General features: G+C 73.2%; 11 protein-coding genes. 6 read left to right on the top strand and 5 right to left on the bottom strand.

What is annotated here, in order from left to right; genetic code table 11:
* Window positions 1-73: 73 nt before the first annotated feature.
* From AB0N04_RS00400 to AB0N04_RS00390, 3 genes are read left to right on the top strand one after another with little or no spacing between them, the layout of a single operon-like run.
* Window positions 74-439, top strand: a complete 366-nt coding sequence (locus AB0N04_RS00400) for a DUF742 domain-containing protein (RefSeq protein WP_360205450.1) — start codon at window positions 74-76, stop codon at window positions 437-439.
* A 3-nt stretch (window positions 440-442) separates the two neighbouring features.
* Window positions 443-1,030 (top strand): ATP/GTP-binding protein, encoded by a 588-nt coding sequence (locus AB0N04_RS00395; protein ID WP_360205026.1) that lies wholly within the window; start codon window positions 443-445, stop codon window positions 1,028-1,030.
* A gap of 24 nt (window positions 1,031-1,054) precedes the next feature.
* Window positions 1,055-2,188 (top strand): FAD-dependent monooxygenase, encoded by a 1,134-nt coding sequence (locus tag AB0N04_RS00390; RefSeq protein ID WP_360205024.1) that lies wholly within the window; start codon window positions 1,055-1,057, stop codon window positions 2,186-2,188.
* Window positions 2,189-2,240: 52 nt separating this feature from the next.
* Here AB0N04_RS00390 and AB0N04_RS00385 read toward each other — a convergent pair whose 3' ends face one another.
* On the bottom strand, window positions 2,241-3,029 hold the full coding sequence (locus tag AB0N04_RS00385; RefSeq protein WP_360205022.1) for a serine hydrolase: 789 nt from the start codon (window positions 3,027-3,029) through the stop codon (window positions 2,241-2,243).
* Window positions 3,030-3,121: 92 nt separating this feature from the next.
* Window positions 3,122-4,327: a Cys-Gln thioester bond-forming surface protein gene (locus AB0N04_RS00380; protein ID WP_360205019.1), complete on the bottom strand. Its 1,206-nt coding sequence runs from the start codon at window positions 4,325-4,327 to the stop codon at window positions 3,122-3,124.
* 655 nt (window positions 4,328-4,982) lie between these two features.
* On the opposite strand from AB0N04_RS00380, the gene AB0N04_RS00375 reads away from it, so the two are divergent.
* Window positions 4,983-5,963 (top strand): LuxR C-terminal-related transcriptional regulator, encoded by a 981-nt coding sequence (locus tag AB0N04_RS00375; protein ID WP_360205016.1) that lies wholly within the window; start codon window positions 4,983-4,985, stop codon window positions 5,961-5,963.
* 141 nt (window positions 5,964-6,104) lie between these two features.
* Here the strand turns inward: AB0N04_RS00375 and AB0N04_RS00370 are convergent, their stop codons facing one another.
* From AB0N04_RS00370 to AB0N04_RS00360, 3 genes are all read right to left on the bottom strand, one after another.
* A complete protein-coding gene (locus AB0N04_RS00370; protein WP_360205013.1) occupies window positions 6,105-7,643 on the bottom strand; it encodes a hypothetical protein in 1,539 nt (512 codons plus the stop codon).
* A gap of 148 nt (window positions 7,644-7,791) precedes the next feature.
* Window positions 7,792-8,571, bottom strand: a complete 780-nt coding sequence (locus tag AB0N04_RS00365) for a leucyl/phenylalanyl-tRNA--protein transferase (protein ID WP_360205010.1) — start codon at window positions 8,569-8,571, stop codon at window positions 7,792-7,794.
* Window positions 8,568-12,023, bottom strand: a complete 3,456-nt coding sequence (locus AB0N04_RS00360) for a thioester reductase domain-containing protein (protein ID WP_360205007.1) — start codon at window positions 12,021-12,023, stop codon at window positions 8,568-8,570. The genes AB0N04_RS00365 and AB0N04_RS00360 overlap by 4 nt, the downstream gene beginning before the upstream one ends.
* A 264-nt stretch (window positions 12,024-12,287) precedes the next feature.
* On the opposite strand from AB0N04_RS00360, the gene AB0N04_RS00355 reads away from it, so the two are divergent.
* Window positions 12,288-15,482, top strand: coding sequence for an EAL domain-containing protein (locus AB0N04_RS00355; RefSeq protein WP_360205005.1), 3,195 nt, complete (start codon window positions 12,288-12,290; stop codon window positions 15,480-15,482).
* Between the two features lie 283 nt (window positions 15,483-15,765).
* Window positions 15,766-24,360 (top strand): ricin-type beta-trefoil lectin domain protein, encoded by an 8,595-nt coding sequence (locus AB0N04_RS00350; protein WP_360205002.1) that lies wholly within the window; start codon window positions 15,766-15,768, stop codon window positions 24,358-24,360.
* Window positions 24,361-24,377 lie beyond the last annotated feature (17 nt).

Raw genomic sequence — 24,377 nt, 5'->3', positions numbered from 1 at the left:
CGAGCCGGCGCACGGCCGGGCACCGCACTGGAGCGAGCTGCCCGGCGAGGACGCGGAGGACGAGTCGGGCGTCATGGTGCGCCCCTACACCATCACCCGCGGCCGCACCGCCCCCGAACGCGACGACCTCACCCTGATCACCGTGCTCACCACCGTCGAGGAGGAGGCCGCCCGGGCCCTGGCGCGGGGCAGCCGCGCCGGTGCCCGCGGCCTCCAGCCCGAGCACCGGACGATCCTCGACCGCTGCCGGCGCCCGGCGGCGGTCGCCGAGGTGGCGGCCGGCCTGGACCTCCCGGTCTCGGTCACCAAGATCCTGCTGGGCGACCTGGTCGCCCAGGGCCTGCTGCGGGCCCGGGCGCCGCTCTCGGTGGCCCGCGCCGCCGGGGGCGTGGACCTCGGCCTGCTCACGGCCGTTCGCGAAGGACTCCGGAGACTCTGAACCATGGCGACACCCCACTCCAGCAGTGCCGTCGACGCGCCGGCCGCCGTCAAGATCCTCATCGCCGGCGGATTCGGCGTCGGCAAGACCACCCTGGTCGGCTCGGTCAGCGAGGTCACCCCGCTGCGCACCGAGGAGTACCTGACCCGGGCCAGCGTCGGCGTCGACGACCTGTCCGGCGTCGACCAGAAGGACACCACCACCGTCGCCCTGGACTTCGGCCGGATCACCGTCAACCCCGACCTCGTCGTCTACCTGTTCGGCACCCCCGGGCAGGAGCGGTTCTGGTTCATGTGGAACGACCTGGTCAACGGCGCCCTCGGCGGCATCGTCATCGCCGACACCAGGCGGCTCGACACCAGCTTCGCCTCCATCGACTTCTTCGAGAGCCGCGGCATCCCCTTCGTCGTCGCCATCAACTGCTTCCACAGCCACAACACCCGGACCCCGGACGAGATCCGGGCCGCCCTCGACCTCGACCCGCAGGTCCCGATGCTGCTCGGCGACGTCCGGGAACGCGCCTTCGGCCGTGACCTGCTGCTCGCCCTGGTCGACCACCTGATGGACCTCGCCGCCGCCCCCGTCGGCTGACCCGCCACCCCCTGGAGCCACCTCATGACCCCACCCCTGCGCGTCCTCGTCCACGGCGGCGGCATCGGCGGACTCACGCTCGCCACCGCCCTCGCCCGGCGCGGCCACCGGGTCGACGTCGCCGAACTGCGCGACCGCCCGGAGGCGCTCGGCGTCGGCATCATCCAGCCCTCCAACGCGCTGCACGTGATGCGCGCGATCGGCGTCCTCGACGACTGCCTCGCCGCCGGTTTCGAGTGGGAGGTGCTGACCATCTGCGACCCGGCCGGCGCCACCCTCGCCAGGATCCCGCAGCCGCGGATGGACGGCGCCCCCGCCAACAACGGCATCCCCCGCCCCGCGCTCGCCCGGGTGCTCGCCACCGCCGCCGCCGCGGCGGGCGCCACCGTCCGCTTCGGGACGACGATCGCGGAGCTCACCGACGACGGCAACGGGGTCGACGCCACCCTCACCGACGGCCACCACGACCGCTACGACCTCGTCGTCGGCTTCGACGGCATCGGCTCCCCGCTGCGCAGGCACCTGTACGGCGACGCCTACGCCCCCGAGTACACCGGCTTCGCCAACTGGCGCGTCACCCTGCCACGTTCGCCCGAGGTGCAGGGCGTGGTGATGTCCGCCGGGAACCTCAGCGCCAAGGCGCTGCTCACCCCGATCAGCACGGAACTGATGTACCTGGGCTCGGTGTTCGCCGAGGCCGAGGACTTCCGCCCCGACCGGGAGCGCGCCCACGAGCAGCTCCACGAGCGGCTGGACGGCTTCGGCGGCCCCGTCGCCGAGGCCCTCGCCCAGGTCACCGACCCGGCCGCCGTGGTCTACACCCGGATCTCCCAGGTCACCGTCGAGGAGCCCTGGCACGTCGGCCGCATCGCCCTGGCCGGCGACGCCGCCCACGCCTCCACCCCGCACCTCGCCCAGGGCGCCGCGATGGCCGTCGAGGACGCCCTCGTCCTCGCCGAGAGCCTCGACGCGGCCGACGACGTCCCGGCCGCCCTCGCCGCCTGGGAGGAGCGCCGCCGCCCGCGCGCCCTCTGGGTCCAGTCGCTGTCCCGCGCCGTCCTCAAGCAGGAGACCGGCACGCCGACCACCGCGGAGGAGGACGAGCTCCTGAAGATCGGCATCCCGGGCGCCGCCCACGTGCTCGTCAAGCCGTACTGACGGCGGCCGCCGCACACCCGCACGCCGCCGGCCCGCCCGGGCCGGCGGCGCGTCACCGGCCTCGTGCCACCGGCCCCGCGGGCGGCGCGCCGCCGATCCCGTGCCGGCGCGCCCACACCGCCGCCGAGACCCGGGCCAGCAGCCGGGCCGCCGGATCGGCGCGGTCGCTGCCGTCGGCGAGCGGGCCGGAGTAGCAGACCGCGATCAGGTACGGCGGGCAGTCCGGCGGGTGCACCAGGCCCACGCAGTGCCGGGCACCCGGGATCCACCCGTTCTTGAACGCGATCCGGGTCCCGGGCGGCAGCCCCGCCGCCAAGTCCACCCGGAAGGAGTTGCGCTCCAGCAGCTCCAGCAGCGCCGGCTCGCCGGCGAGCGAGTGGAGGAGCCGCACGAGGTCACGGGCGCTGACCAGGTTGTGCACCCCGGCGTCGCGCGCCGCGTAGTCCTCGATGCCGCGCGGGCTCGCACTGCGGCTCGCGCCGGCCCGGCGCCACACCTGTGCGACCGCCGCCCGGTCGACCCGCGCCAGGCACAGGTTGGTGGCCAGGTTGGAGGAGTGCGTGATCATCCGTTCGGCGAGCAGCCGCAGCGGCACGTGGGTGCCCAGCAGCTCCCAGGGCAGCGGATCGCTGTCCCAGTCCGGATCGTTGCCGAACTCCCCGCCGACGACGGACCGGAAGCGGTTCACCACCGACACCTCGGCGTCGAGGTCCACCCCACTCCGGGCGAGCGCCGCCAGCACCGCCACCTTCATCGTGCTGGCGGCGTCGTGCAGTTCGTCCGGCGCACGCACGAACACCGGCTCCGCCCCCGCCCAGGGGGCCACCACCACGGACAGCATGCCGCCAGAGTAGGGGAGTCCGGGTCCGGTCGGGCGTTCGCCACGGAGTGGGAAGTCGAACCGGGCGACGTCCCGCTCCGTGGCGAACGCACTCAGACACCGTTGCGGCGGCGTCGGCGACGCTCGTGGACCACGACCACGAGACCGCCCGCCAGCAGCAGCCCGATGCCGGCACCGGCGGCCACCACGATGCCGCCGCTGGCGCCGGTGGAGGGGAGCACGCCCCCCGGGGTCCCGGAGGGCCCCGCGCCCGGAGCCGTGCCCGGGCTCACACCCGGCGTCACGCTCGGGCCCGTAGTCGGCGTCGGGCTCGGGCTCACACCCGGCGTCACGCCCGGGCCCGTACTCGGCGTCGGGCTCGGGCCCGTACTCGGCGCCACGCCCGGGCCCGTAGTCGGCGTCACGCCCGGGCCCGTACTCGGCGTCGGACCCGTACTCGGCGGCGGACCCGCGGTCGGGCCCGCACTCGGGCTCGCCGAATCGCTCGGGGTGGCGGTGGGCGACGGCGGGGAGGTGGCCGAGGTCCAACTCACCGCCAAGGTGGTGCCGGTGACGACCTTGTCGGCACCACTCGCCAGAAGCAGGTCCTGACTGTCCGGGCTCACCAGCGCCCGGCCCACCGGCGCCGGGACCGACGCAGTCGCCCTGATGGTCGCGCTACCGGCTTCGGCGCCCGCCGGAGCCTTCACGAAGACCGAGTCCCCGCTCATGGCGGGTGGACTCAGCCGGCCTCCCCCGTCGGACACGGCCTTCCCCGCCCGATCGGTCAGCACCACGCCCGCCGCGACCGCCGCCGGGTCCAGCGAGACGTCCACCGGATCCCCCGCGGAGGTGATCCCGATCGGACCGAGCACCGACCCGGCACTCCCGGACACCGCGCCGGGGGTGAGGGAGAGCGGAGCGGCCGGCTCAGGGGCGTCGACGGCATGCGTTGCCAGGTAGTCGGCGAGCCTGGCTCCGACCGGATCCCACGGGACGCCCGTGACGTGGTTGGTGATGCGCCAGATCGCGGCCTGGGTCGCCCCGGCCGCGCGCTGCGGGGAGATCTCGCCGCCCACCAGCTCGCCCAGCTCGCCCTCGGACACCGCCGGGTACCCGTGCTGCAGGATCCAGTTGACCTTCCCCGCATCGGGGTTGGCCCGGAGTGTCGGTACGTCGGACCGACCGCCCTCACGGTAGACCGAACCCGGGTTCAGTTCGGCCCGAGCGTCGAGGCAGTAGACGAACAACGTGCCGCCGTCGGCGGTCGTCACCTTGACCAGGCCCCCGATCCTCCCGTCGTCCTTCGCTTCGCCCAACCGGATGTAGTCACCGAGTCCCACGACCTCGGCCGCCGTGATGACCGTCCCCCCGGCACCACCGTCCGCCGCGGCAGCCTCCGTCGGCGCGGTTCCGCCGACCGTCAGCACTCCGGTCGCGAGCGCGGCAGCCGCCGCGCGGAGTGCGCATTTCCACGTCACTGCTGGTCCTTCCTGCTTGAGCCTCAGGCCTCGGCCATCGTGTTTTCGACCGGATCGGCGGTTCTCTCCGCCTCACCCTTCGCGGCACGGCGCTGCCCGGGTAGGGGGGTCCGCCCTGTCGCCCCATAGATCAGACCTATGACCCACCGCCCCGGCTTCCACCCCGGAGGGCGGGATCGAAACGCCGGGTCGCCGGGGCCCCCCTCGATGCCCCGGCGACCCGCCCCCCTCGACCCGCAACTGCGCCGAGCAGCCGCGGGCTTGTCCATCCGGACACGAACAAACCTACCGGCGTCCGGATCCGCCGAGCGCCCGCTTCCGGTGGCACTGCCTGCACCACCGGGCTGCAACTTCCTGCGAGCCCCGGGACGTTGGTCCCGACCGGTCGGGGCGCAGGTCCCTGGGGAGCCCCCGGCCGCTGTTGGACGATCACTGTCCTGCGGCGGCCCGATCCGGACCGCCACCTCCGCTTCGACACCCCGAGGGCACCCGCGTGGAAGGCAACACACTGGCAGTACTGGGCGTGAGCACCCGGGAGGAGTCGGTCTACCGGCTGCTCCTGCGCTCCCCCCGCATCGGCATCACCGCGATCGCCCTCGGCTGCGGACTCGGTCTCGACGACGCCCGGGCGGCCGTCACCGGGCTCCGTGAAATCGGTCTGGCGACCACCGCGCACGGTCGGCCCCCGCACGATCCCGCGTTCGACGCCGTCGACCCGAGAACCGCCGTCGAACGGCTGGCCCGGTGCCGGCTCGACGGACTCCAGGACGAGATCCGACGGGTCCTCTCTGCCCGCCACCTGGTGGACGGCCTGCTGGAGGACCTGCGGGCGGGGCGGCAGGATCCGGCGGGCGACCTCCAGTACGTCGAGGGCATCGACCAGGTGGTCGAGTGCGTCGACGAGTTGTCGTTCTTCGTCCGCGAGGAGCGTCTGACCACCCACCCGGGGCCGATCATCTCCGCCGCTCTCGACGCCGTCCGGGCCTCCGACCTCAAGTACCTACGGCGCGGCCTGCGGATGCGGACCATCCTGCACAGCAACGCCCTCGAGTGCCGCAGGGTCAGCCGCTTCGCCACCGAACTGGCCGAACAGGGCGCCCAGGTACGCGGTACGCCCGACCCGCTCGAACGGATGGTGGTCTTCGACCGCCGAACCGCCCTCGTCGCCACCGACCCGCAGGACATCACCCGGGGCGCCCTGGTCATCCGCCAACCGGGAGTGGTCGCCCACCTGCTGGCTCTTTTCGAGCGCCGCTGGTCACAGGCCTGCGGCGTCGGGGAGGAGCTCCCGAGCGCGATCGAGCGGGAGGTGCTGCGGACCATGGCCCGCGCCGACAAGGACGAGGCCGGCGCCCGCACCCTGGACATGTCGGTGCGGACGTACCGCAGCCACGTCGCGGCACTGATGCGACGCCTCGGCGCCCCCAACCGGTTCCAGGCCGCGCTGGCGGCCCGGAACCGGAACTGGATCTGACCGGCGCCGGCGGGGAGCCGTCGGCCGGACGGGGTGCCGGCGCCCTCGGTCCGGAGGAACCCGCTCGCTCGGGCGAGAAACGCAGGAGTGGGAAGTCGGACCCGCCGACTTCCCACTCCTGGGATCGCTCTCGGGGGAGGCTCAGCTGCTGGTGGGCTTCGTGGACGGCAGGACCGCGGAGCCGGCGAGCAGGGGCCATTCGCGGTGGAACGGGGGCAGCGGGAGCTTGCCCTCGATGACCGGGGTGCCGAAGACCTTGAGGTGGGCGGTCAGCGAGCCGTTCAGGTCGACGCCGCCGACCAGGGACCAACTGCCCTGGGCCTGCGGCGGGTTGCCGGAGGAGTCGGCGCTCAGGGAGCCTTCGGCCTGGGCCCGCAGGTAGGGGGCGACGGTCGTCTCGACGCCGACGGTGTCGTAGAGGCCGATGCTGACCTCGGTGCCGAGGGCGGCGCGGACGCCGGCCTTGCCGGTGAGGCGCACCCGGACCGGGGACACCTTGGTGTCGGCGCTGGTGGTCGGGGCCCAGCCCTTGCCGCCGGTGTAGTCGGCGCGCACGGCCCAGGTGCCGGTGGCCTCCTGCTCGGCCTCCAGGTGGACCTGGCCGTCGGCGCTGATCTCCAGGTAGCAGGTGAGGCCGAGGTTGACCACGACGGGCAGCCCGGCGACGGTCAGCACGGGGCTGGCCTGGAGCTTGGCGAAGGGCAGCCGGACGGGCGCCGCGCCGGTGTCGCGGGCGAGGTCGCCGGTGACCTTCCAGTGGGCCTGGGCGCCGAGGTCGAAGCCGATGGAGGCGGTGCGGGGGCTCCCGGCGGCCGCGCCGTGGTAGGCGAAGTGGACGGCGGGGTGGAGCTGGAGGGAGCCGCTGGCGTCGACGCTGGCGCCGCCGGGCAGCGGCATGGGCGCCTTGACGTCGACCTCCAGGGTGCCGGAGGCGTCGGCCTTGACGCCGGACGGGTCTGCGCCGACGGTGGCCTTGAGGTCCTTGACCAGCGGGGTGACGGTGATGCCGTGCGGGTCGACCGGCACCTTGCCGTCGGCCTCGGTGCCGCCGAGGAGTTCGGCGAGGGTGGCGGGGCGGGTGGCGAGGTTGAGGGTGGTGCCGGCGCCGGGGTGGACGGCGGTGACGGCGACCAGCGCGCCCTGGGGGGCGGCGGCGGTGGGCGGGCTGGCGATCAGCTGCCCGGGCTGGACGGCGGGGGCCGCGGTGGGGGTGCCCGACGGGGTGGCCGGGGTGGAGGGCGCGGTCGTCGGCGCGGTCGTCGCGGCCGGCGCGGAGAGGACGGCGGTGCCGCTCGCCGGGTCGTACGCGGTGAGCTGGAGGTTGCGGTCGGCCGGGGTGGCCGCGCCGCCGTCCTTGGCCGGGGCCGCGATGGCGGCCTGCTTGTCGCCGGCCGGCGCGGCGGCGACGGGTGCGGCGGCGGCCGCGGTGGGCTTGGCGCTGGTGGGTGTGGCGGTCGGGGTGCCGGCCTTGGCCCGGGGGGCGCCGGCGGCCTGGGCGGCGGCCGGGGTGCCCGCGGCGGCGGCCGGTGCGGCGGCTGCGGTGCCGGTGGCGGCCGGTGCGGCGGCGCCGGCGGCGGCTGGTTGGGTGCCCGGGGTGGTGGGTCCGCAGGCGGCGACCCCGGCGAGGATGAGGGTGAGGACGGCGGGGCCGGTGGCCCTGCCTATGGAGCGCTTGAACACGCGGCGCTATGTTACTGACGAGGAATAAGTTTGTCGAAGACAGGCCAAACGGCGGGCGTCGCCGAGGTGAACGCACCGGGGTGAACGCGCCGAGGCGCCCGGAGCAGGGCCCGCGCAGGCAGGCCGGGCAGGCAGCCGGGCGGGCGGGTCAGGCCAGCCGGGCCGCCGGCTTCGGCCCGCAGGCCAGCGGCCCCGGCTCGACACCGGCGGCCAGCTCGGCCAGGTACCGCTCGCGCGGCATCAGGACGGCCCCGAGGCTGCGGATGTGCGGGCCGTCCCACTGGGCGTCGAGCAGCCGCCCGCCGGCCGCGCCGAACCGCACGCCCAGGTCGGCGACGGCCACCCGGGCGGCGTCGGGGCGGAGGTGGAACATCGAGTCGAGGCTGAGGACGGGCCCGGTGGCGACGCCGAAGACCCCGCCGATCAGCTCGTCGCCCTCCCACACCTCTCCGCTGTGCGCCGCCCCGAGCGCGTGCAGCTCCTCCAGCCCCTTCTTCAACTCGTCGGTGAGCCAGACGGGTTGACGCCGCTCGGCGCAGCGCTCCAGCACCTCGCCGAAGGACCGGTCGGCGCTGGTCCACCACGGCAGCCCGTTCCGGAGCCGCCGGGCGAGCCGGCGGCCGATCCGCACGCCGTCGGGGGGCAGCACGGGGCGGGGGTCGGGTGACCACCAGGCGAGCGCGTACGGGTCCGCGTCCGGGCCTCCGGAGGGACCGCCGGGGGCGGTCAGCAGCGCCAACTCGCCCTTCTCCACGGCATCCTGGAAGCGCGCCTCGTTGTACGCGGCGGCGAACTCGTCGGCCGCGGGCATCGGGAACAGCCCGCACCGGTAGGCCGCCAGCAGCTCCGCCGCGCCGAGGCCCGCACCGAAGGCCACCGGCCCGTCCGCGGGCGCGGTGCGCACGTCCAGTCCGGCGAAGGCGTTCATCCGCGCAGCGCTCCGGCCGGTGCGGCGAGGAAGCCCTCCGCCGCCAGTTGCCGCAGGTAGAGGTCGAGCAGGTCGGCGTCCACCGCGGGCAGCTCGATGCCGCTGCCGGTGAGCGCCTCGTCGGTGTTGGCCCGGTCGAACAGCGGGAAGGTCGGGCGGAAGTACATCTCGCTGATCGACAGGTCCGTCCCCGGGCTGCGGTCGACGAAGAGCGGGACGAACGGGGTGATGGGGTGGGTCGGGTGGCCGGCGGCGAACCGCACCAGACCCTGTACCCACTCGCCGTACGGGAGTTCGGCGATCGGGTGGCCGCGGGCCCGGAGCCGGTCGGCGAGGTCGGCGAGGACGGCCGGGCGCGGCGAGGTGAGGTGGTAGACCTCGCCGTTGGCGGGGGCGTGGGCGGCGATGTGGGCGACGGCCTGGCCGAACCGGTCGGCCGGGACGAAGTCGAGCAGCAGCCGCACGTCGGGGCAGGTGCCGCTGTCGGCGAGGTACTTGATGAGCGCGCAGATCTCGGTGCCGGTGTTCATGACGCCGCTGGCGAGGTCCCCGGTGACGTCGTTGGTGCGCAGCACGGTGACGGGCAGCCCGGCGGCGGCCGCGTTGTGCAGCAGCTGCTCGGAGACCCACTTGCTCTCGACGTAGCCGACGCCGAGTTTGTCGGCGTGGGCGAGCGGGGTCCGCTCGGTGACCTCGTCGACGCCGGCCGCGCCGAAGCCGGCCAGGACGGCGAGGGTGGACAGGTAGTGCACGGGGATGCCCCGGCTGTGCCCGGCGAGGCGGACGATCTCGCGGGTGCCGCCCACGTTGGGTGCGTGCAGCTGGTGGTACGGGTAGATGAAGTTGACCTGTCCGCCGAGGTGGTGGATGGCGTCCACGTTGCCGGCCAGCCAGGCGAACTGGCGCTCCGTGAGGCCGAGCCGGGGTTCGGCGAGGTCGCCGACCAGCGGCAGCACGCGGGTGTCGGCGAGGTCGTGCCGCAGGAAGCGCTGCTGGGAGGCGCGCAGGCGTTCCAGCCCGTGCTCCTCGTCGGGGGCGCGGACCAGGCAGTGGATCCGGGCCCGGGTGGTGGCGAGCAGGGCGTGCAGCAGGTGGGCGCCGCAGAACCCGGTGGCACCGGTGAGCAGGATCTCGGCCGGATCGGCCCGGCAGGGCGCGGGGCTCCAGGACTGCTTTACCGGGTAAGGGAGTTGGGCCTCGGCGGCCCAGTCCAGGGCGGCCTCCCGGGTGCCGGAGCCGTCGGCGCGGGCGGCCTGCACGGCGGTGGCGAAGGCGCGCAGGGTGGCGTCGCGCAGCAGGGCGCGGGTGAGTGCGCGGATCCGGGTGACGTCGATGCCGAGCATGATCCGGGCGCGGGCGAGCATCTCCATGGCGAGCAGCGAGTTGCCGCCGAGGGCGAAGAAGTCGTCGGCGGGGCCGACGTCCTCGACGCCCAGCAGCTCGGTCCACAGGTGCCCGATGGCGGCCTCGACCGCTCCGGCGCCGGGGGCCGACCCGACGCGGTCCTGGGTGCGCGCGGGGGTGCGCCGTTCGCCGTCACGCCGGTGCACCTTGGGTTCGGAGCGCGGCAGCAGGCGGCGGTCGATCTTGCCGGCGGCGGTGAGCGGCATGCTGTCCAGCAGGACGAACTCGGCCGGGACCATGTACTCGGGCAGCCGCTCGGCCAGGTAGGCCCGGATCCGGTCGCGCCGGGCGCGGGCGCCGGTGGAGGCGCGGTCGGCGAGCGTGTAGTACGCGGTGAGCGCGCGGCTGCCGTCGGGGGCGCCGCTGTCGGCGGCGACCCGGGCCTGCCGGACGTCGGGGTGGGCGGCGAGGGCGGCCTCGATCTCGGCCGGGTCGACCCGGTTGCCGCGCACCTTGACCTGGTCGTCGAGGCGGCCGAGGATCTCCAGCTGCCCGTCGGACCGCCAGCGGCCGGCGTCGCCGGTGCGGTACATCCGCTCGCCGGGGACTGGCGCGTACGGGTCGGGCAGGAAGGACTCGGCGGTGAGCACGGGGGCGCGCCAGTAGCCGCGGGCCAGACCGGGGCCGCCGAGGTGGATCTCGCCCTTCTCGCCGGGCCGGACGGGCCGCAGCCGGGCGTCCAGGACGTGCACCCGCACGCCGGGCAGCGGGCGGCCGATCGGCATGGGCGCGGCCGCCCCGGCCGCACCGGCGGTCGCCAGGAGGTCCGGGGTGATCTCGCACAGGGCGGAGGTGATGGCGGCCTCGGTGACCCCGTAGGCGTTCACCAGGCGCACGCCGGGCAGCCGCTCCAGGCAGGCCCGGCAGTCGTCGGCGTGCACGACGTCGCCGCCGACGACGACCAGCCGCAGTCCGTCACGACCGGGCCCCGGCGGCGTGGTGCCGCCGATGGTGCCGCCGGCCGGGCGGGCGGTGTCGGAACCGGCGGTGTCGGAACCGGCGGTGTCGGGGGTGGCGCCCGTGGGGGCGGGGCGCGTCGCGCCGGGCGGCGTTCCGCCGGCCCCGTCCGGCGGGTCCGGGGCCGGTGCGGGTGGCACGGCGGGCGGGAGCAGTGCGAGCACGTGGTGCCAGTACGCGGGGGTGAGGTCGGCGACGGTCAGGCCGACGCCGTCCATCCGGTGGACGAGCTCGGTGGGCGCCCAGGTCCGGCCGCCGCCGAGGACCAGGGTGGCCCCGGCCAGCAGCGTGGCGAAGACCTGCTCGAGGGAGGTGTCGAAGCCGAGCGCGGCGAGCTGCAGGACGCGGTCGCCGGGGGCCAGGCCGTAGGCGCGCACGACCCGGTCGAGGGTGAAGACCAGGGAGCGGTGGGTGACCGCGACGCCCTTGGGGACGCCGGTGGTGCCGGAGGTGTAGATCAGGTAGGCGAGGTCGTCGGGCCTGGAGTCCGGTGTCCCGGCAGGTGCCACGGGATCCGGCGGGCCGGCGTCGGGGCGCAGGTTCCGTACGCCCGGGAGCGCCCTGCCGTCCGTGACGGCGACCTGGGCTCCGCAGTCCTCGACGAGCTGGTCGATGCGCCGCACCGGGTAGGCCGGGTCGAGCGGCAGGAAGGCCCCGCCGGCCTTGAGCACCCCGAGCCAGGCGACGACGAGGGCCGCGCCGCGTTCGAGGCAGACCGGCACGACGTGGTCCGGGCCGGCGCCGGCGGCCCGCAGGGCGTCGGCCAGGCGGTCGCTGCGCCGGTCGAGCTCCCGGTAGCTCAGCGTGACGCCGTCGTCGATCACGGCGGCGGCTTCGGGGTCGTGGGCGGCGCGGGTGCGGAACAGGCCGTGCACGGTGTCGGCGAAGCCCGCGGGTGACCGGCCGTGCCGGGGGTCGCCCGGGAAGCCCAGGGAGGGCGGGCGCCACTCGCGCTCCACGTAGGCCCGGCAGTCCTCGCGGGTGGACGGCCCGTGGATCAGGTACCAGCCGCCCGGGACGGTTAAGTCGCCGGGCCAGATCGCGTACTGACCGTTGTCGTTGCGAACCACGGCGTGACGTCCGGCGTTCACATCGGTTACTGCGCCCTGTGCGCTGTCGACTGCTTCGTCCACCGGCTTGACCTCGTGGTGTGGCGGCAGAATGCTGGGAGGTGCGACATTTCCGACTATACGCACTCACGGCACAGGAGGAACGTCCGGTCGGGGTCCGGCCGGGCGGACCGGCCCCTGCGCCGAACCGGACCGGGGCGAGCCGACCCGACCGCCGAACACCCCGCCCTCGCCCGAACTAGCCCGCCGGAACGGCCGGGTGATGTCGCGGAGGAGGTAGCCCCGTTGACTCGTCGGCGCCAACGCCTGATGGCCGTCTACCTGGTGTGGATGGTGCTGTTCACCGGCATCTACTACGCCAACCCCTCGCAGCGGATCATCTGGTGGACGGGCATCGGCCTCGGCGGCGTCGCCGCCATGGTCGTCGGCGTCCGCCTCAACCGCCCCGCGCACGCGATGCCCTGGTACCTGCTCGCACTCGCCAACCTGAGCTTCACGGCGGGCGAGGTGGTGCAGGCGATCCAGCTGAACATCCTGCACCTGGACAACCCCTTCCCGTCCGTGGCGGACGTCTTCTACCTGGCCGAGTTCGTGCTGTACGCGTTCGGCGTGCTCGGCTTCATCCGGTGGCGGACGGCCCATCAGGACCGCGCCGGGCTGCTCGACGCACTGATCCTCACCATGGGCCTGGCGCTGCTCTCCTGGATCTACCTGATCCTCCCGTACGCCCGGAACCAGGACCTCACCTGGATCCAGAAGGCCGTCTCGATCGCCTACCCGCTCGGCGACGTGGTCGTCCTGGCCCTGCTGCTGCGCCTGCTCACCCCCCGCGGCGGCAAGAGCCGCTCGCTGCAGCTGCTCACCGTGGGCACCCTCGGCATCCTGGCCTCCGACGTGCTCTACGGGCTGATCCAGCTGCACGGCACCTGGCACATCGGCACCCCCGTCGAGCTCGGCTGGGCCGCCTTCTACACCGCCTGGGGCGCGGCGGCCCTGCACCCCTCGATGGTCGAGCTCACCAAACCGGTGCCCACCCAGCAACCCGACCTCAGCCCGGGGCGGCTGCTGCTGCTCACCCTGGCCTCGCTGGTCGCCCCCGCGATCCTGATCATCGAGTCGCTGGCCGGCAACACCAGCAACGCGGGCGTGATCGGCGCCTTCTCCGCGCTGATCTACCTGCTCGTGCTGGCCAGGCTGGCGGTCGTCGTGGTCGCCCGCAGGGAGGCCATCTCACGCGAACGGGCGCTGCGCGAGGCGGGTGCCCGGCTCACCGCGGCCGTCACCGTGGAGGAGGTCGCGGACGCCGTCCAGGCCTCCGCGTCCACCCTGATGCCCGCCGAGGCCGGGCACGTCGCGCTGCTCGCCGTGACCGAGGCCGGGGTGCTGCACGTCCGGCACGCCGAACGCGGCCCGGCGCAGCACCACCTCGGCCCCACCTCCGACTCCGACGAGGTGCTGGCGCTCGCCGCCTACCGGGAGACCCGCTTACTGCCCGTCGAGGACATCGGCACCGACCTGGCCACCCGTCTCGACGGGATGCCCTCGGCCCTGCTCTGCCCGCTCACCCTCGCCGAGCGCCCCTCCGGCGACCCTCTGATCGGCGCCCTGATCGTCACCGGCACCGACCAGGAGCTGACCAGCCTCTGGAGCTCGCTGGAGATCCTGGCCGCCCAGGCCGCCCTGGCCGTGGAGCGCGTCATGCTCAGCCAGGAGGTCAACCGCCGCAACAGCGAGCTCTACTTCCGCACCCTGGTGCAGAGCGCCAGCGACGTCATCCTGATCCTCGACGCGGACGACGGCGTGCGCTACGCCTCCTCCTCCGCCGAGCGGGTGCTCGGCTACCCCGGACTGCACGGCAGGCTGTTCACCGACCTCGTCCCGCCCGAGGACAGCCGGTCCGTCGGCAAGGCGCTGGCCCGGATGCGGGGGCCAGCCGACCCGCCGTCCGGCGGCGTCGCGGGCCGCGAGTCGCGCGAGCAGCCGCGTGAACACTGGCGGCTGCTGCGGCAGGACGGCACCCCGATCGAGGTCGAGGTCCGCTTCAACGACCTGCGCGCCGACCCGACCGTCCTCGGACTGGTGCTCACCCTGCGCGACGTGACCCAGCAGCGCCAGATGGAGCGCGAGCTCACCCACCGGGCCTTCCACGACTCGCTGACCGGCCTCGCCAACCGGGTGCTGTTCCAGGACCGGGTCGGCCACGCGCTCTCCCGCGGTGAGCGCAGCGGCGCCGTCACCGGCGTCCTCTTCATCGACCTGGACGACTTCAAGGTGGTCAACGACACCCAGGGGCACGCGGTCGGCGACGAGCTGCTGGTCGCCGTCTCGCTGCGGATCTCCACCGCGCTGCGCACCTCGGACACCGCGGCGCGGCTCGGCGGCGACGAGTTCGCCGTACTGGTGGAGGACGCGCTGCGCCCGGGCGACGTCGACGCGATCGCGGACGGCGTGCTGGCGGTGTTCGGCGAACCGTTCAAGCTCAGCGCGGGCGCCGTCCGGGTGACGGCGAGCATCGGGGTGGCGACCACCGAGGACAGCGTGGACGCCGCCGAGCTGCTCACCCACGCCGACCTGGCGCTCTACTCGGCGAAGGCGGCCGGTCGCCGCCAGTGGTGCCACTACCAGGCGGCCCTGCAGGCCGGGCTGGTCGAGCGGCACGAGCTGAACGAGAACCTGGACACGGCGATCGCCGAGGCGGCCTTCCAGCTGTACTACCAGCCGATCGTCGACCTCGCCACGGGCGACCTGGTCGCCTTCGAGGCCCTGGTCCGCTGGCCGCACGACCGGCGCGGCATGGTGCTGCCCGACGAGTTCATCTCCCTCGCCGAGGAGAGCGGCCAGATCGTCCCGCTCGGCGCCTGGGTCCTGGAACGCGCCGCCCTGGAGGCCGCCGCCTGGCACGCCGCCAGCTCCGCCGCCCGGGCCAGCAGCGGCCGGCCCCCGCTGCGGGTCAACGTCAACGTGTCGGCCCGCCAGTTCCGCGACGCCGGTTTCGTCGACGTCGTCCGCGACGTCCTGCGGACCTCCGGAATCGACCCGCACACCCTCGTCCTCGAACTCACCGAATCCGTCCTGATGCGCCGCGACGACCGCGTCCACGCCGACATGGCCACCCTCGGACAACTCGGCGTCGGCATCGCCATCGACGACTTCGGCACCGGATACTCGTCACTCTCCTACCTGCGCGAGTTCCCGATCTCCATTCTCAAGATCGACAAGTCCTTCATCGACGGACTCGGACTCTCCCAGCAGCAGTACGCCCTCGTCGAGGGCATCGCCCGCATCGCCGACACCCTCGGCGTCAAGGTCATCGCCGAGGGCATCGAGCACCCCGACCAGCGCGACCTCCTCGCCGCCATGGGCTGCCCCTTCGGCCAGGGCTACCTCTTCGCCCGCCCCATGACGGCCGACCAGGCCCGCACCCTCGTCCTGGACACCGTCCCGACCCGCGGGCTGAGCCGGCGGCACGGCCGGGGCTGAGCGGGACTTTCCCATTCGCCGTTCTTCTTTCGCCTTTCTTCATGCGGCCGGGCATTTCTGACGGACAGTCGATTCCTGCCGCCCGGAATCGATTCCAGAGCGTGAGTGATCCGTTACGGAATCGTCATCCTGATTGGTAACTGAGTGTCCGCTGAGCGTGAAAGATTGACCTCTGCTTTAACCAGGCCATTCCAAAGACCGAAATTCTCTTGAGAGAGACTTGATGGCACGACGTTCTCAGGCCTCGTCCGCATTCGCGGCCGGGGCCTTCTCCACGCGTCGAATGCGCCCGATATCGGCGCTCCTGACGCTCGGCCTGCTGGTGCAGGCCGGCGTGGTGGTGGACGCGGTGACAGCCGCCCCCGCCTCCGCCGCCCCCACTCCCCCCGCCCCGCCCGCCGTCCCGGGCACCGAGGCACCCGACGAGGCGTCGGCCCTGCTCGCGGCCCGGCTGCAGAAGCGCCGCATCGAGGTCACCGGCGCCCGGACCGAGTTCTCCACGGTGTGGGCGAACCCGGACGGCACGCTGACCTCCGACCGCTCCACCGGGCCGATCCGGATGAAGGTCGGCGACGCCTGGGTGCCTGTCGACACCACCCTGGTGCAGACGCCCGACGGCAAGGTCGCACCGAAGGCGCACCCCGGCGGAGTCGTCTTCGAGGGCGGCGACGCCGGCGTGACGGTGGGCGACAGCCTGCCGGGCGCCGCGGCGACCCCGGGCGCACCGAACGCACCGACGGGAGCGCCCTCGGCGGCCCCGAGCGCGACGCCCGGCGCAGCCCCGACCTCGGCCGCGCCGACCACCGCTGCGCCCACGGCCACCGCCACCACCGGCACGCCCGGCGCGACCGCCGCCCCGAGCGGGACGCCCTCGGCCACGCCGTCCGCGTCGCCGTCACCGTCCGCCTCCGCGTCGGCATCGGCATCGGCTGAGGCGACCCGCGCCTCGCGCGGCGCCGCCCGCGCGGCCGCACCGGCGGCCGACCCGCAGCCGGCGCCCGCGCCCGCTCCCGCCGAGCGCGAGCTGGTGAAGTTCGGCACGGGTGACCAGCAGGTCCGCTTCGGCTGGCTGGGCAAGCTGCCCAAGCCGAAGCTGGACGGCAACAAGGCGACCTACGTCGACGCCCGCCCCGGCGTCGACCTGGTGCTGGAGGCCACCCGGACCGGCTTCGAGCAGTTCCTGATCGTCAAGGACCGCTCCGCCGTGTCCCAGGCGGGCACGCTGACGCTCCCCCTGGACACCACCGGCCTGGACGTCGCACCGCAGCAGGACGGTTCGATCCAGCTGCTCGACAAGGCGACCGGCAAGGCCGCGGTCAGGATCCCGGCCCCCGTGATGTGGGACGCCGCGGTCGACCCGGCCTCGCAGGAGCACCTGAACCGCGGCCCCGTCACCATGCAGGTCCGCGGTCAGGGCGCCGACACCGAGCTGGTGTTCACCCCCGACGCCGCGTTCCTGGCGAGCCCGAGGACGCAGTTCCCGGTCACCGTCGACCCGGTGGTCGACGTCGGCACGATCTTCGACACCTACGTCCAGACCAACGAGAACATCGACGCCTCGTCGTCGACCGACCTCAAGCTGGGCAGCTACGACGGCAAGGTCGTGGCCCGGTCGTTCCTGACCATCCCGGGCGCCTCGTTCAACGGCAAGCAGATCCTGGGCGCCACGCTCAACGTCTACAACTACCACTCGTCCTCCTGCACCGCGAAGCAGTGGGAGGTGTGGAACGCGTACGGCGCCAACTCCGGCACCCGCTGGGGCAACCAGCCCGGCATCGACCGCAAGTGGGCGACGTCCAACGACACCTGGGACGTCGACGGCGGTGACACCCACCAGTGCACCGCCCCCGACGGCTCCGCGTGGGCGAAGGCCGACGTCACCGAGATGGTGCGGTACTTCGCGCAGCACGACTCCAGCTACGGCTTCATGCTGAAGGCCGCCGACGAGTCCAGCAGCCTGTCCTGGAAGCGGTTCAGCTCCGCGGAGGGCGGCGCCCCGCCGTTCGTCTCGGTCACCTACAACACCGTCCCGGCCACGCCCGCGACCGTCGAGGTGCAGCCGTCCCAGCAGGGCAACCCGCGCTACACCTCGGACGCCAACCCGCGCTTCCAGGTGCAGGCGGCCGACCCCGACGGCGACCCGCTGAAGATCTACCTCGACCTGTGGCGCGGCGGCACGTTCATCGGCAGCATCGCCAAGGACACCCCGAACGGCGCCATCGCGACCGTCCGCCCCTCCGACTACGGCATCGCCAAGCTGGACGAGGGCGTGCAGTACTCGATCTGGGCCATGCTCGACGACGGCAAGTCCCGCTCCGGCTGGGTCGGCACCAACGTCGTGGCGGACACCGTCAAGCCCGGCACCCCGTTCGTCAGCTCGGCGGACTACCCGGCCGACGGGCTGTGGCACGGCACCGCCAACCAGGCCGGTTCGTTCACCTTCTCGCCCGCCCCGGGCACCGACGACACCGCGGCCTACGTCTACACCCTGGACGGCGGCACGCCGGTAACGGTCACCGCCACCGGCGCGCTGACCACGTCGATCACGCCGACCACCGAGGGCCGGCGCGTGCTCAGCGTGCAGTCCAAGGACCGTGCGGGCAACCTCTCCCCGCCCGCGACGTACACCTTCCAGGTCGGCCAGGCGGGCATGAGCTCGCCGGTCAACGGCACCCAGTCCGCGAAGCGCGTCAAGCTCGCGGTGGACGCGCAGGCCCAGTTCAAGCGCGTCGTCTACCAGTACCGCCGCGGCCCCGGCGCCACCGAGTACGCCGTCCCCCGCACCAACCTGACCAAGGCGGACAACACCGCGGTCTCCGAGGACAAGCCGCGGCTCGCGGACCTCGGCCCGCACGCCAACTGGAGCGTCCTCGACACGCTCGGCCAGGTCGGCGGCGTCGTCCAGGTCCGCGCCCTCCTCTTCCCCGAGGACGGCTCCGGCAGCGGCTACGCCACCGTGTGGAACACCATCACCGTCGACCGCAACGCCGACGGCGCGGCGGGCGCGGGCATCGGCCCCGGCTCGGTCAACCTGCTGACCGGTGACTTCTCGACCGACGTGACGGACGTCAACGAGTTCGGCATGTCGGTCAAGCGCGCGGCCTCGTCGCGTGACGCCGGCCGCGGCTGGCAGCCCCAGGGTGAGCGCCTGACGCTCAACCAGCGCCAGGTCGGCACCGACCTGACCGGCTTCACCGCCGGTCAGGCGACCCTCGCCCGTTCCACGGCCCGCGGTCACGACAACTCGACCGACTCCCTGCTGGTCGTCCCGGCCAGCTCCGGCTGGGACTCCTTCGCCGCGCTCGGCCCCGAGTACACGCTCGGCCAGGGCATGCAGCCCGGCAAGACCTACCGCCTCACCGGCTGGATCTACGTCCCCGGCGCGACCGGCCTGGACAACCCGCTGGCCAACCGCGGCCTGCGCATGGTCGGCGTCTACCGCACCCCGGCCGGCTACGGCGAGACCGCGTCCCCGAAGGCCTCGTTCACCGACGGCTGGCAGCAGCTGACGCTGGACATGACGGTCCCGAAGGACGCCACCGAGGCCTGGTTCCGCCTCTACAACGGCAACGCCGCGGGCAGCGGCAAGGAGGTCTTCTTCGACGACCTGTCGCTGAAGGAGATCGTCGCCCCGTTCGGCCCGCAGTGGGCCGGCGGCCCCGACGCGGGCACCGACGCGGACTTCCGCGCACTGTCCTTCCCGCAGTCCGACCTGGTCGAGATCAAGGGGAACGACGAGTCCTCGCTGACCTTCGCCAAGGGAAGTGACGGCAGCTTCTTCCCCGAACCCGGCGCCGAGGCGATGTCCCTCAAGGCCGTGCCGGCGAAGTCCGGTGCCGTGGTCCTGTCGACCACGGGGCAGTGCCTCGAGGTCCCGAACGGCGCCGCCGGGAACGGTGCCCGGCTCCAGCCGGCCGCCTGCACCGGTGCGTCGAACCAGCAGTGGACCCGCGGGGACGACCTGACCCTGCGCCTGCTCGGCTACTGCCTGGACAACCCCTGGGGCCAGACCGCCAACGCCACCCCGCTCACCCTGTGGGGCTGCAACGGCGGCGACAACCAGCAGTGGGAGGTCCGCACCGACGGCACGGTCATGAACCGTCACTCGGGCCAGTGCCTGGACGCCGACAAGGGCGCCTCGATCTGGGTCTGCTGGGCCGGCCCCAACCAGGTCTGGGACATCCAGACCGCCGGCACCACGTACGAGCTGACCGCTCTGGACGGTGCGAAGTCCGTCTTCGCCCGCCAGGCAGGCTCCACCATCTACCAGCTGGTCAGCGAGATCGGGTCGGACCCCTCGTCGACCACCCGCTACCAGTACGACACCTCCGCGGGTCGCTCACTCGTCAAGCGCGTGATCCCGTCCGTCGAACCGGGCGTCGACGACGTCAACGGCTGCACGGTCGACCCGCTGCCTCGCGGCTGCGAGGTGATGGAGTACGACTACGCCAAGGCGACCACCGCCACGTCCACGAACCCGGGTGACTACCTGGACCGGGTCCGCGGCGTGAAGGTCTGGTCGTGGAACCCGGCCACCTCCAGGCAGGAGCCGGTCGAGGTCGCGCACTACGCGTACGACGACAAGGGCCGCCTGGCACAGGTCTGGGACCCGCGACTGGCCACCCCGCTGAAGACCACGTACGCCTACGACGACGCCGGCCGGGTCACCCGGATCGGCGCCGCCGGCGAGCTGCCGTGGAGCTTCGACTACGGCAAGGCCGCCGCCGACCAGGACCCGGGCCGTCTGCTCAAGGTCCGCCGCGGCACCCTCGCGCCGGGCAGCAAGGACCAGGTCAACGGCGAGAACGCGACCAGCGTCGTCTACGACGTGCCGCTGACCCGCGGCGCCGGCGGCCCGTACGACCTGTCCGGTGGGGACGTGGCCACGTGGGCACAGACCGACGCGCCCACCGATGCCACCGCCGTCTTCGGCCCCGAGGACGACCCGGGCACGAACACCGCCTCGGCCGCCAAGCCGGGTGCGGACGGCTACAAGCCGGCCACCGTGCACTACCTCAACGCCTCCGGCAACGAGGTCAACACCGCGACCCCGTCCGTCACCCCCGGCGGTGACATCGACACCAAGGAGTACGACCGGTACGGCAACGTCCTCCGTGCCCTGGAGGCCACCAACCGCTCGCTCGCGCTCGGCACCCACCCGGACACGGACAAGCTCGCCGCCGAGCTGAACCTGCCCCAGATCCCGGCCGACCTCACGGCCGCCGACCTGAACGACGAACAGAAGGCCCGCAAGGCCGAGATCACCAAGTCCCGGGCGCGCCTGCTCGACTCCCGCACCGCCTACTCGGCGGACGGCCAGGACGTGGTCGACACGCTCGGCCCGGTCTACCGCGCCTCACTGGCCGAGCAGGTCAACGGCCAGACCAACCCGGCCGTGGTGACGGGCGAGGCGGAGAAGCTCCCCCAGCTCGGCACCAACACCAAGGTGCAGACCGACAACGACTGCTGCGGCGTCACCTGGTCCGGCGGAGCCCAGCTGGGCGTCCGCGGTACGGCCATGGGTGCGTTCGACGCGATGCGCGTCACCGTTCCCGAGGAGGGCGACTACGTCCTCTCCGGCCAGCTGACCAAGAACAGCGACCACGGCGTCGTCCAGTTCGCGATCGACGGCAAGGACGTCGGCCAGCGGATCGACACGTACAGCGCCAACGCCGTGGTGGCCCCGTACACCACCGGCGCGGCGGTGAAGCTGACGCGCGGCGACCACGAGGTCAAGGTCACCGTCGTCGACACCAACGCGGCCAGCGGCGGCGAGCGGTTCCACGCCGGGCTCGACACCGTCACCCTCACCAAGGCGACGGTCAACCCGACCCTGGCGGCCGGCACCTCGGTCGTGGCGCGCGACCACAACACCGTCACCTACGACGAGGGGAAGCCCGACGGCCGGGCCTACCACCTGGCCACCACCTCCACCGACGGCGCCCGGATCGACGGCTACGCCGACGATGTCGAACTGCGCGTCACCAAGCACGGCTTCGACCCGGTCATCGGCGGCACCTCCGGGTGGACGCTGCGGGCGGCCACCTCGGTGACCACCGACGCCCTGGGGGCCAAGCTCACCTCGACGGTGCGGTACGACGCCCTCGGGCACGCGCTGGAGTCGCGCAAGCCCGGCTCGACCGGCAGCGACGCCGGGACGGTCAAGTCGGTGTTCTACACCGCCGGGGCCAATCCGGACGACGCCGCGTGCGCCAACCGACCCGAGTGGGCCGGCCTGCCCTGCGTCACCATGCCGGGCGGCGCCGTCACCGGGGCCGACGCCTCGCGGATGACGACCACCCTGCCGGTGAAGCGGGTCACCCGCTACTCGGCCTTCAACGAGCCCGAGGAGATCACCGAGAACAACGCGGGCAAGTCGCGGAAGACCGTCACCGGCTACGACAACGCCGACCGGATCACCTCGGCCGAGATCACCTCCGACGAGGGACTCGCGCTCCCGAAGGTCACCACGGAGTACGACCCGGCGACGGGCGACATCGTCAAGACCACCGCGGGCGGCAAGTCCCTGACCAGGGTCCTGGACCAGCTCGGCCGACTGATCTCCTACACGGACGCCGACGGTGGCACCACCACCACGGAGTTCGACAGGTTCGGCAAGCCGGTGAAGGTGAGCGACCCGACCGGGTCGACCGCCTACGCCTACGACCGGGCGAAGGAGCCCCGCGGGCTGGTCACCTCGGTGACCGACAGCGTCGCGGGTGAGTTCACCGCCAAGTACGGACCGGACGGCCAGCTCGTCGAGCAGACCTACCCGGGCGGGATCGTCCGCAAGGACACCTTCAACGCCGTCGGCGAAGCCACCGGCCGGAGCTACGTCCGCACCTCCGACAACGCCGTGGTCTGGACCCAGACCAGCGACGTCTCCACCCAGGGCCAGGTGGCCAAGGACACCAGCTCCACCGCCACCCGCTCCTATCAGTACGACCGGCTCGGCCGGCTGGTGAAGGCCGAGCAGACCACGGTCGCCACGGGCTGCGTCACCCGCCAGTACGCCTTCGACGCCCACTCCAACCGTCTGTCCAAGCAGACCTCCCCGCGCGGGGCGGCCGGCGAGTGCAGCACGGCCGGGGCCACGGCGGAGAACCACACCTACGACAGCGCCGACCGGCTCACCGACGCCGGGTTCGTCTACGACGCCTTCGGGCGGACGGTGAAGACGGCCACCGGCGCGACCAACACCTACTGGGCGAACGACCGCGTCGCCGCCCAGGAGAAGGGGGACACCAAGCAGGAGTGGGCCGTCGACGCCGCCCACCGTCTGACCGCGTTCACCACCAGCAAGAAGCAGGCGGACGGCTCCTGGGCCAACGCCACGTCGAAGCTGAACCACTACGGCGACGACTCCGACGAGGTCCGCTGGACGGTCGAGGACACCACTCAGGGCAACCTGACCCGCAACGTCTCGGGGCCGGACGGCGACCTGGTCGCCACCACCAGCAGGACCGGTGACGTCCAGCTGCAGCTGACCAACCTGTTCGGCTCGGTGGTCATCACCACGGACACGGCACTGGCCAAGCCGGTGGTGCTGGACTTCGACGAGTTCGGCATCCCGCAGGACGGCCAGGCGGGCGTCCGCTACGGCTGGCTCGGCGGGAAGCAGCGCTCGGCCGAGGCCCAGGACGGCGACATCCTCATGGGTGCCCGTCTCTACAGCCCGGCGCTCGGCCGCTTCCTGCAGGTCGACCCGGTTCCGGGCGGCAATGCCAGCGCCTACGACTACTGCACCGGCGACCCGATCAACTGCACCGACCTCGACGGCAACTGGGGCATGCCCAAGTGGCTGAAGAAGACGGTGGAGGTCGTCGCCAAGGTGGCGGAGGTGGCGTCGTACATCCCCGGCCCCATCGGTGCCGTCGCGGCCGCCGTCTCCTCGGTGTCGTACGCCGCCACCGGGAACTGGGCGAAGGCCGCCGAGATGGCGGTGACCGCCGTGGCGGCGACCGTCGGCGCCGGCCCCGTGGTCAAGGCCGCGGCGACAGCCGTGAAGTCCACCCGGGCGGCGTCCCGGGTGGAGAGGGCCGCCAACACCGCACGGAAGATCTTCCGCCGAACGGGCTGCAACTCGTTCGAACCGGAGACGCCGGTCCTGATGGCCGACGGAACGTATCTGCCGATCAGCGAGATCCAGGTCGGCGACTACGTCGCGGCAGCTGACCCGGAAACCGGCGAAACCAAGGCCCAGCCCGTCCTCGCGGTCTACACGAGCTTCGCCCCGAAGCACATCGTCGAGATCGGTACGGACACCGACCCGGCCTCGCCGGGCATCCGGGCGACCTCCTACCACCCGGTCTTCGTCGAGGGCCGTGGATGGGTCAACGCGGCGGACGTCCGGATCGGCGACCAGCTGCAGGGGCCGAACGGCACGCTCAGCACGGTCACCTGGGTGCACGACGAGGGCGACCTCGACGAGCAGCTCGTCTACAACCTGAACGTCGGCAACGCCCACACGTACTTCGTGGCCACCGGGTCCGACGACGTCCTGGTCCACAACAGCAGCGACACCTGCCCGATCGTCCGGGTCCACCCGACGTCCCGGTCCGGCATGGCAGGGCCGGGGCCGTACGCACGCTTCGGAGTCGTCTGGCCCAAGGGAATGTCCCGCTCGTTCGGCCCGATCAAGGCCAAGATCGACATGATCGGCCGGAAGTACGGCTGCCATGCGTGTGGCAGCAAGACCGACCTCACCTCGAAGGGTCACCACATTCCCGACCACATTCCCGCGGTTTCCGTCAACCGGCGCGCAGGGGGAAATCTCCCCACGATCCTGCTCCCGCACTGCACGGTATGCTCGGCAAAACAAGCGAGGTTCATGTCGAGAGTCTCGAACGCAATCAAGAAGCGGCGAGCCGGTCGCTGATGAGATCGCACGGATCA

It is taken from the genome of Kitasatospora sp. NPDC051702, from assembly GCF_040681575.1.
In the GTDB taxonomy this organism is placed as follows: Bacteria; Actinomycetota; Actinomycetes; order Streptomycetales; family Streptomycetaceae; genus Kitasatospora.
The sequence above is the reverse complement of the archived record's forward strand: the minus strand, read 5'-3'. Positions and strand labels throughout refer to the sequence as shown.

Excerpts from the sequence above, each read along its gene's own strand:
- AB0N04_RS00385 (WP_360205022.1), bottom strand. The coding sequence starts at position 3,029 with ATGCTGTCCGTGGTGGTGGCCCCCTGGGCGGGGGCGGAGCCGGTGTTC.
- AB0N04_RS00365 (WP_360205010.1), bottom strand. The coding sequence starts at position 8,571 with ATGAACGCCTTCGCCGGACTGGACGTGCGCACCGCGCCCGCGGACGGG.
- AB0N04_RS00400 (WP_360205450.1), top strand. The coding sequence starts at position 74 with ATGGTGCGCCCCTACACCATCACCCGCGGCCGCACCGCCCCCGAACGC.
- AB0N04_RS00350 (WP_360205002.1), top strand. The coding sequence starts at position 15,766 with ATGCGCCCGATATCGGCGCTCCTGACGCTCGGCCTGCTGGTGCAGGCC.
- AB0N04_RS00395 (WP_360205026.1), top strand. The coding sequence starts at position 443 with ATGGCGACACCCCACTCCAGCAGTGCCGTCGACGCGCCGGCCGCCGTC.
- AB0N04_RS00390 (WP_360205024.1), top strand. The coding sequence starts at position 1,055 with ATGACCCCACCCCTGCGCGTCCTCGTCCACGGCGGCGGCATCGGCGGA.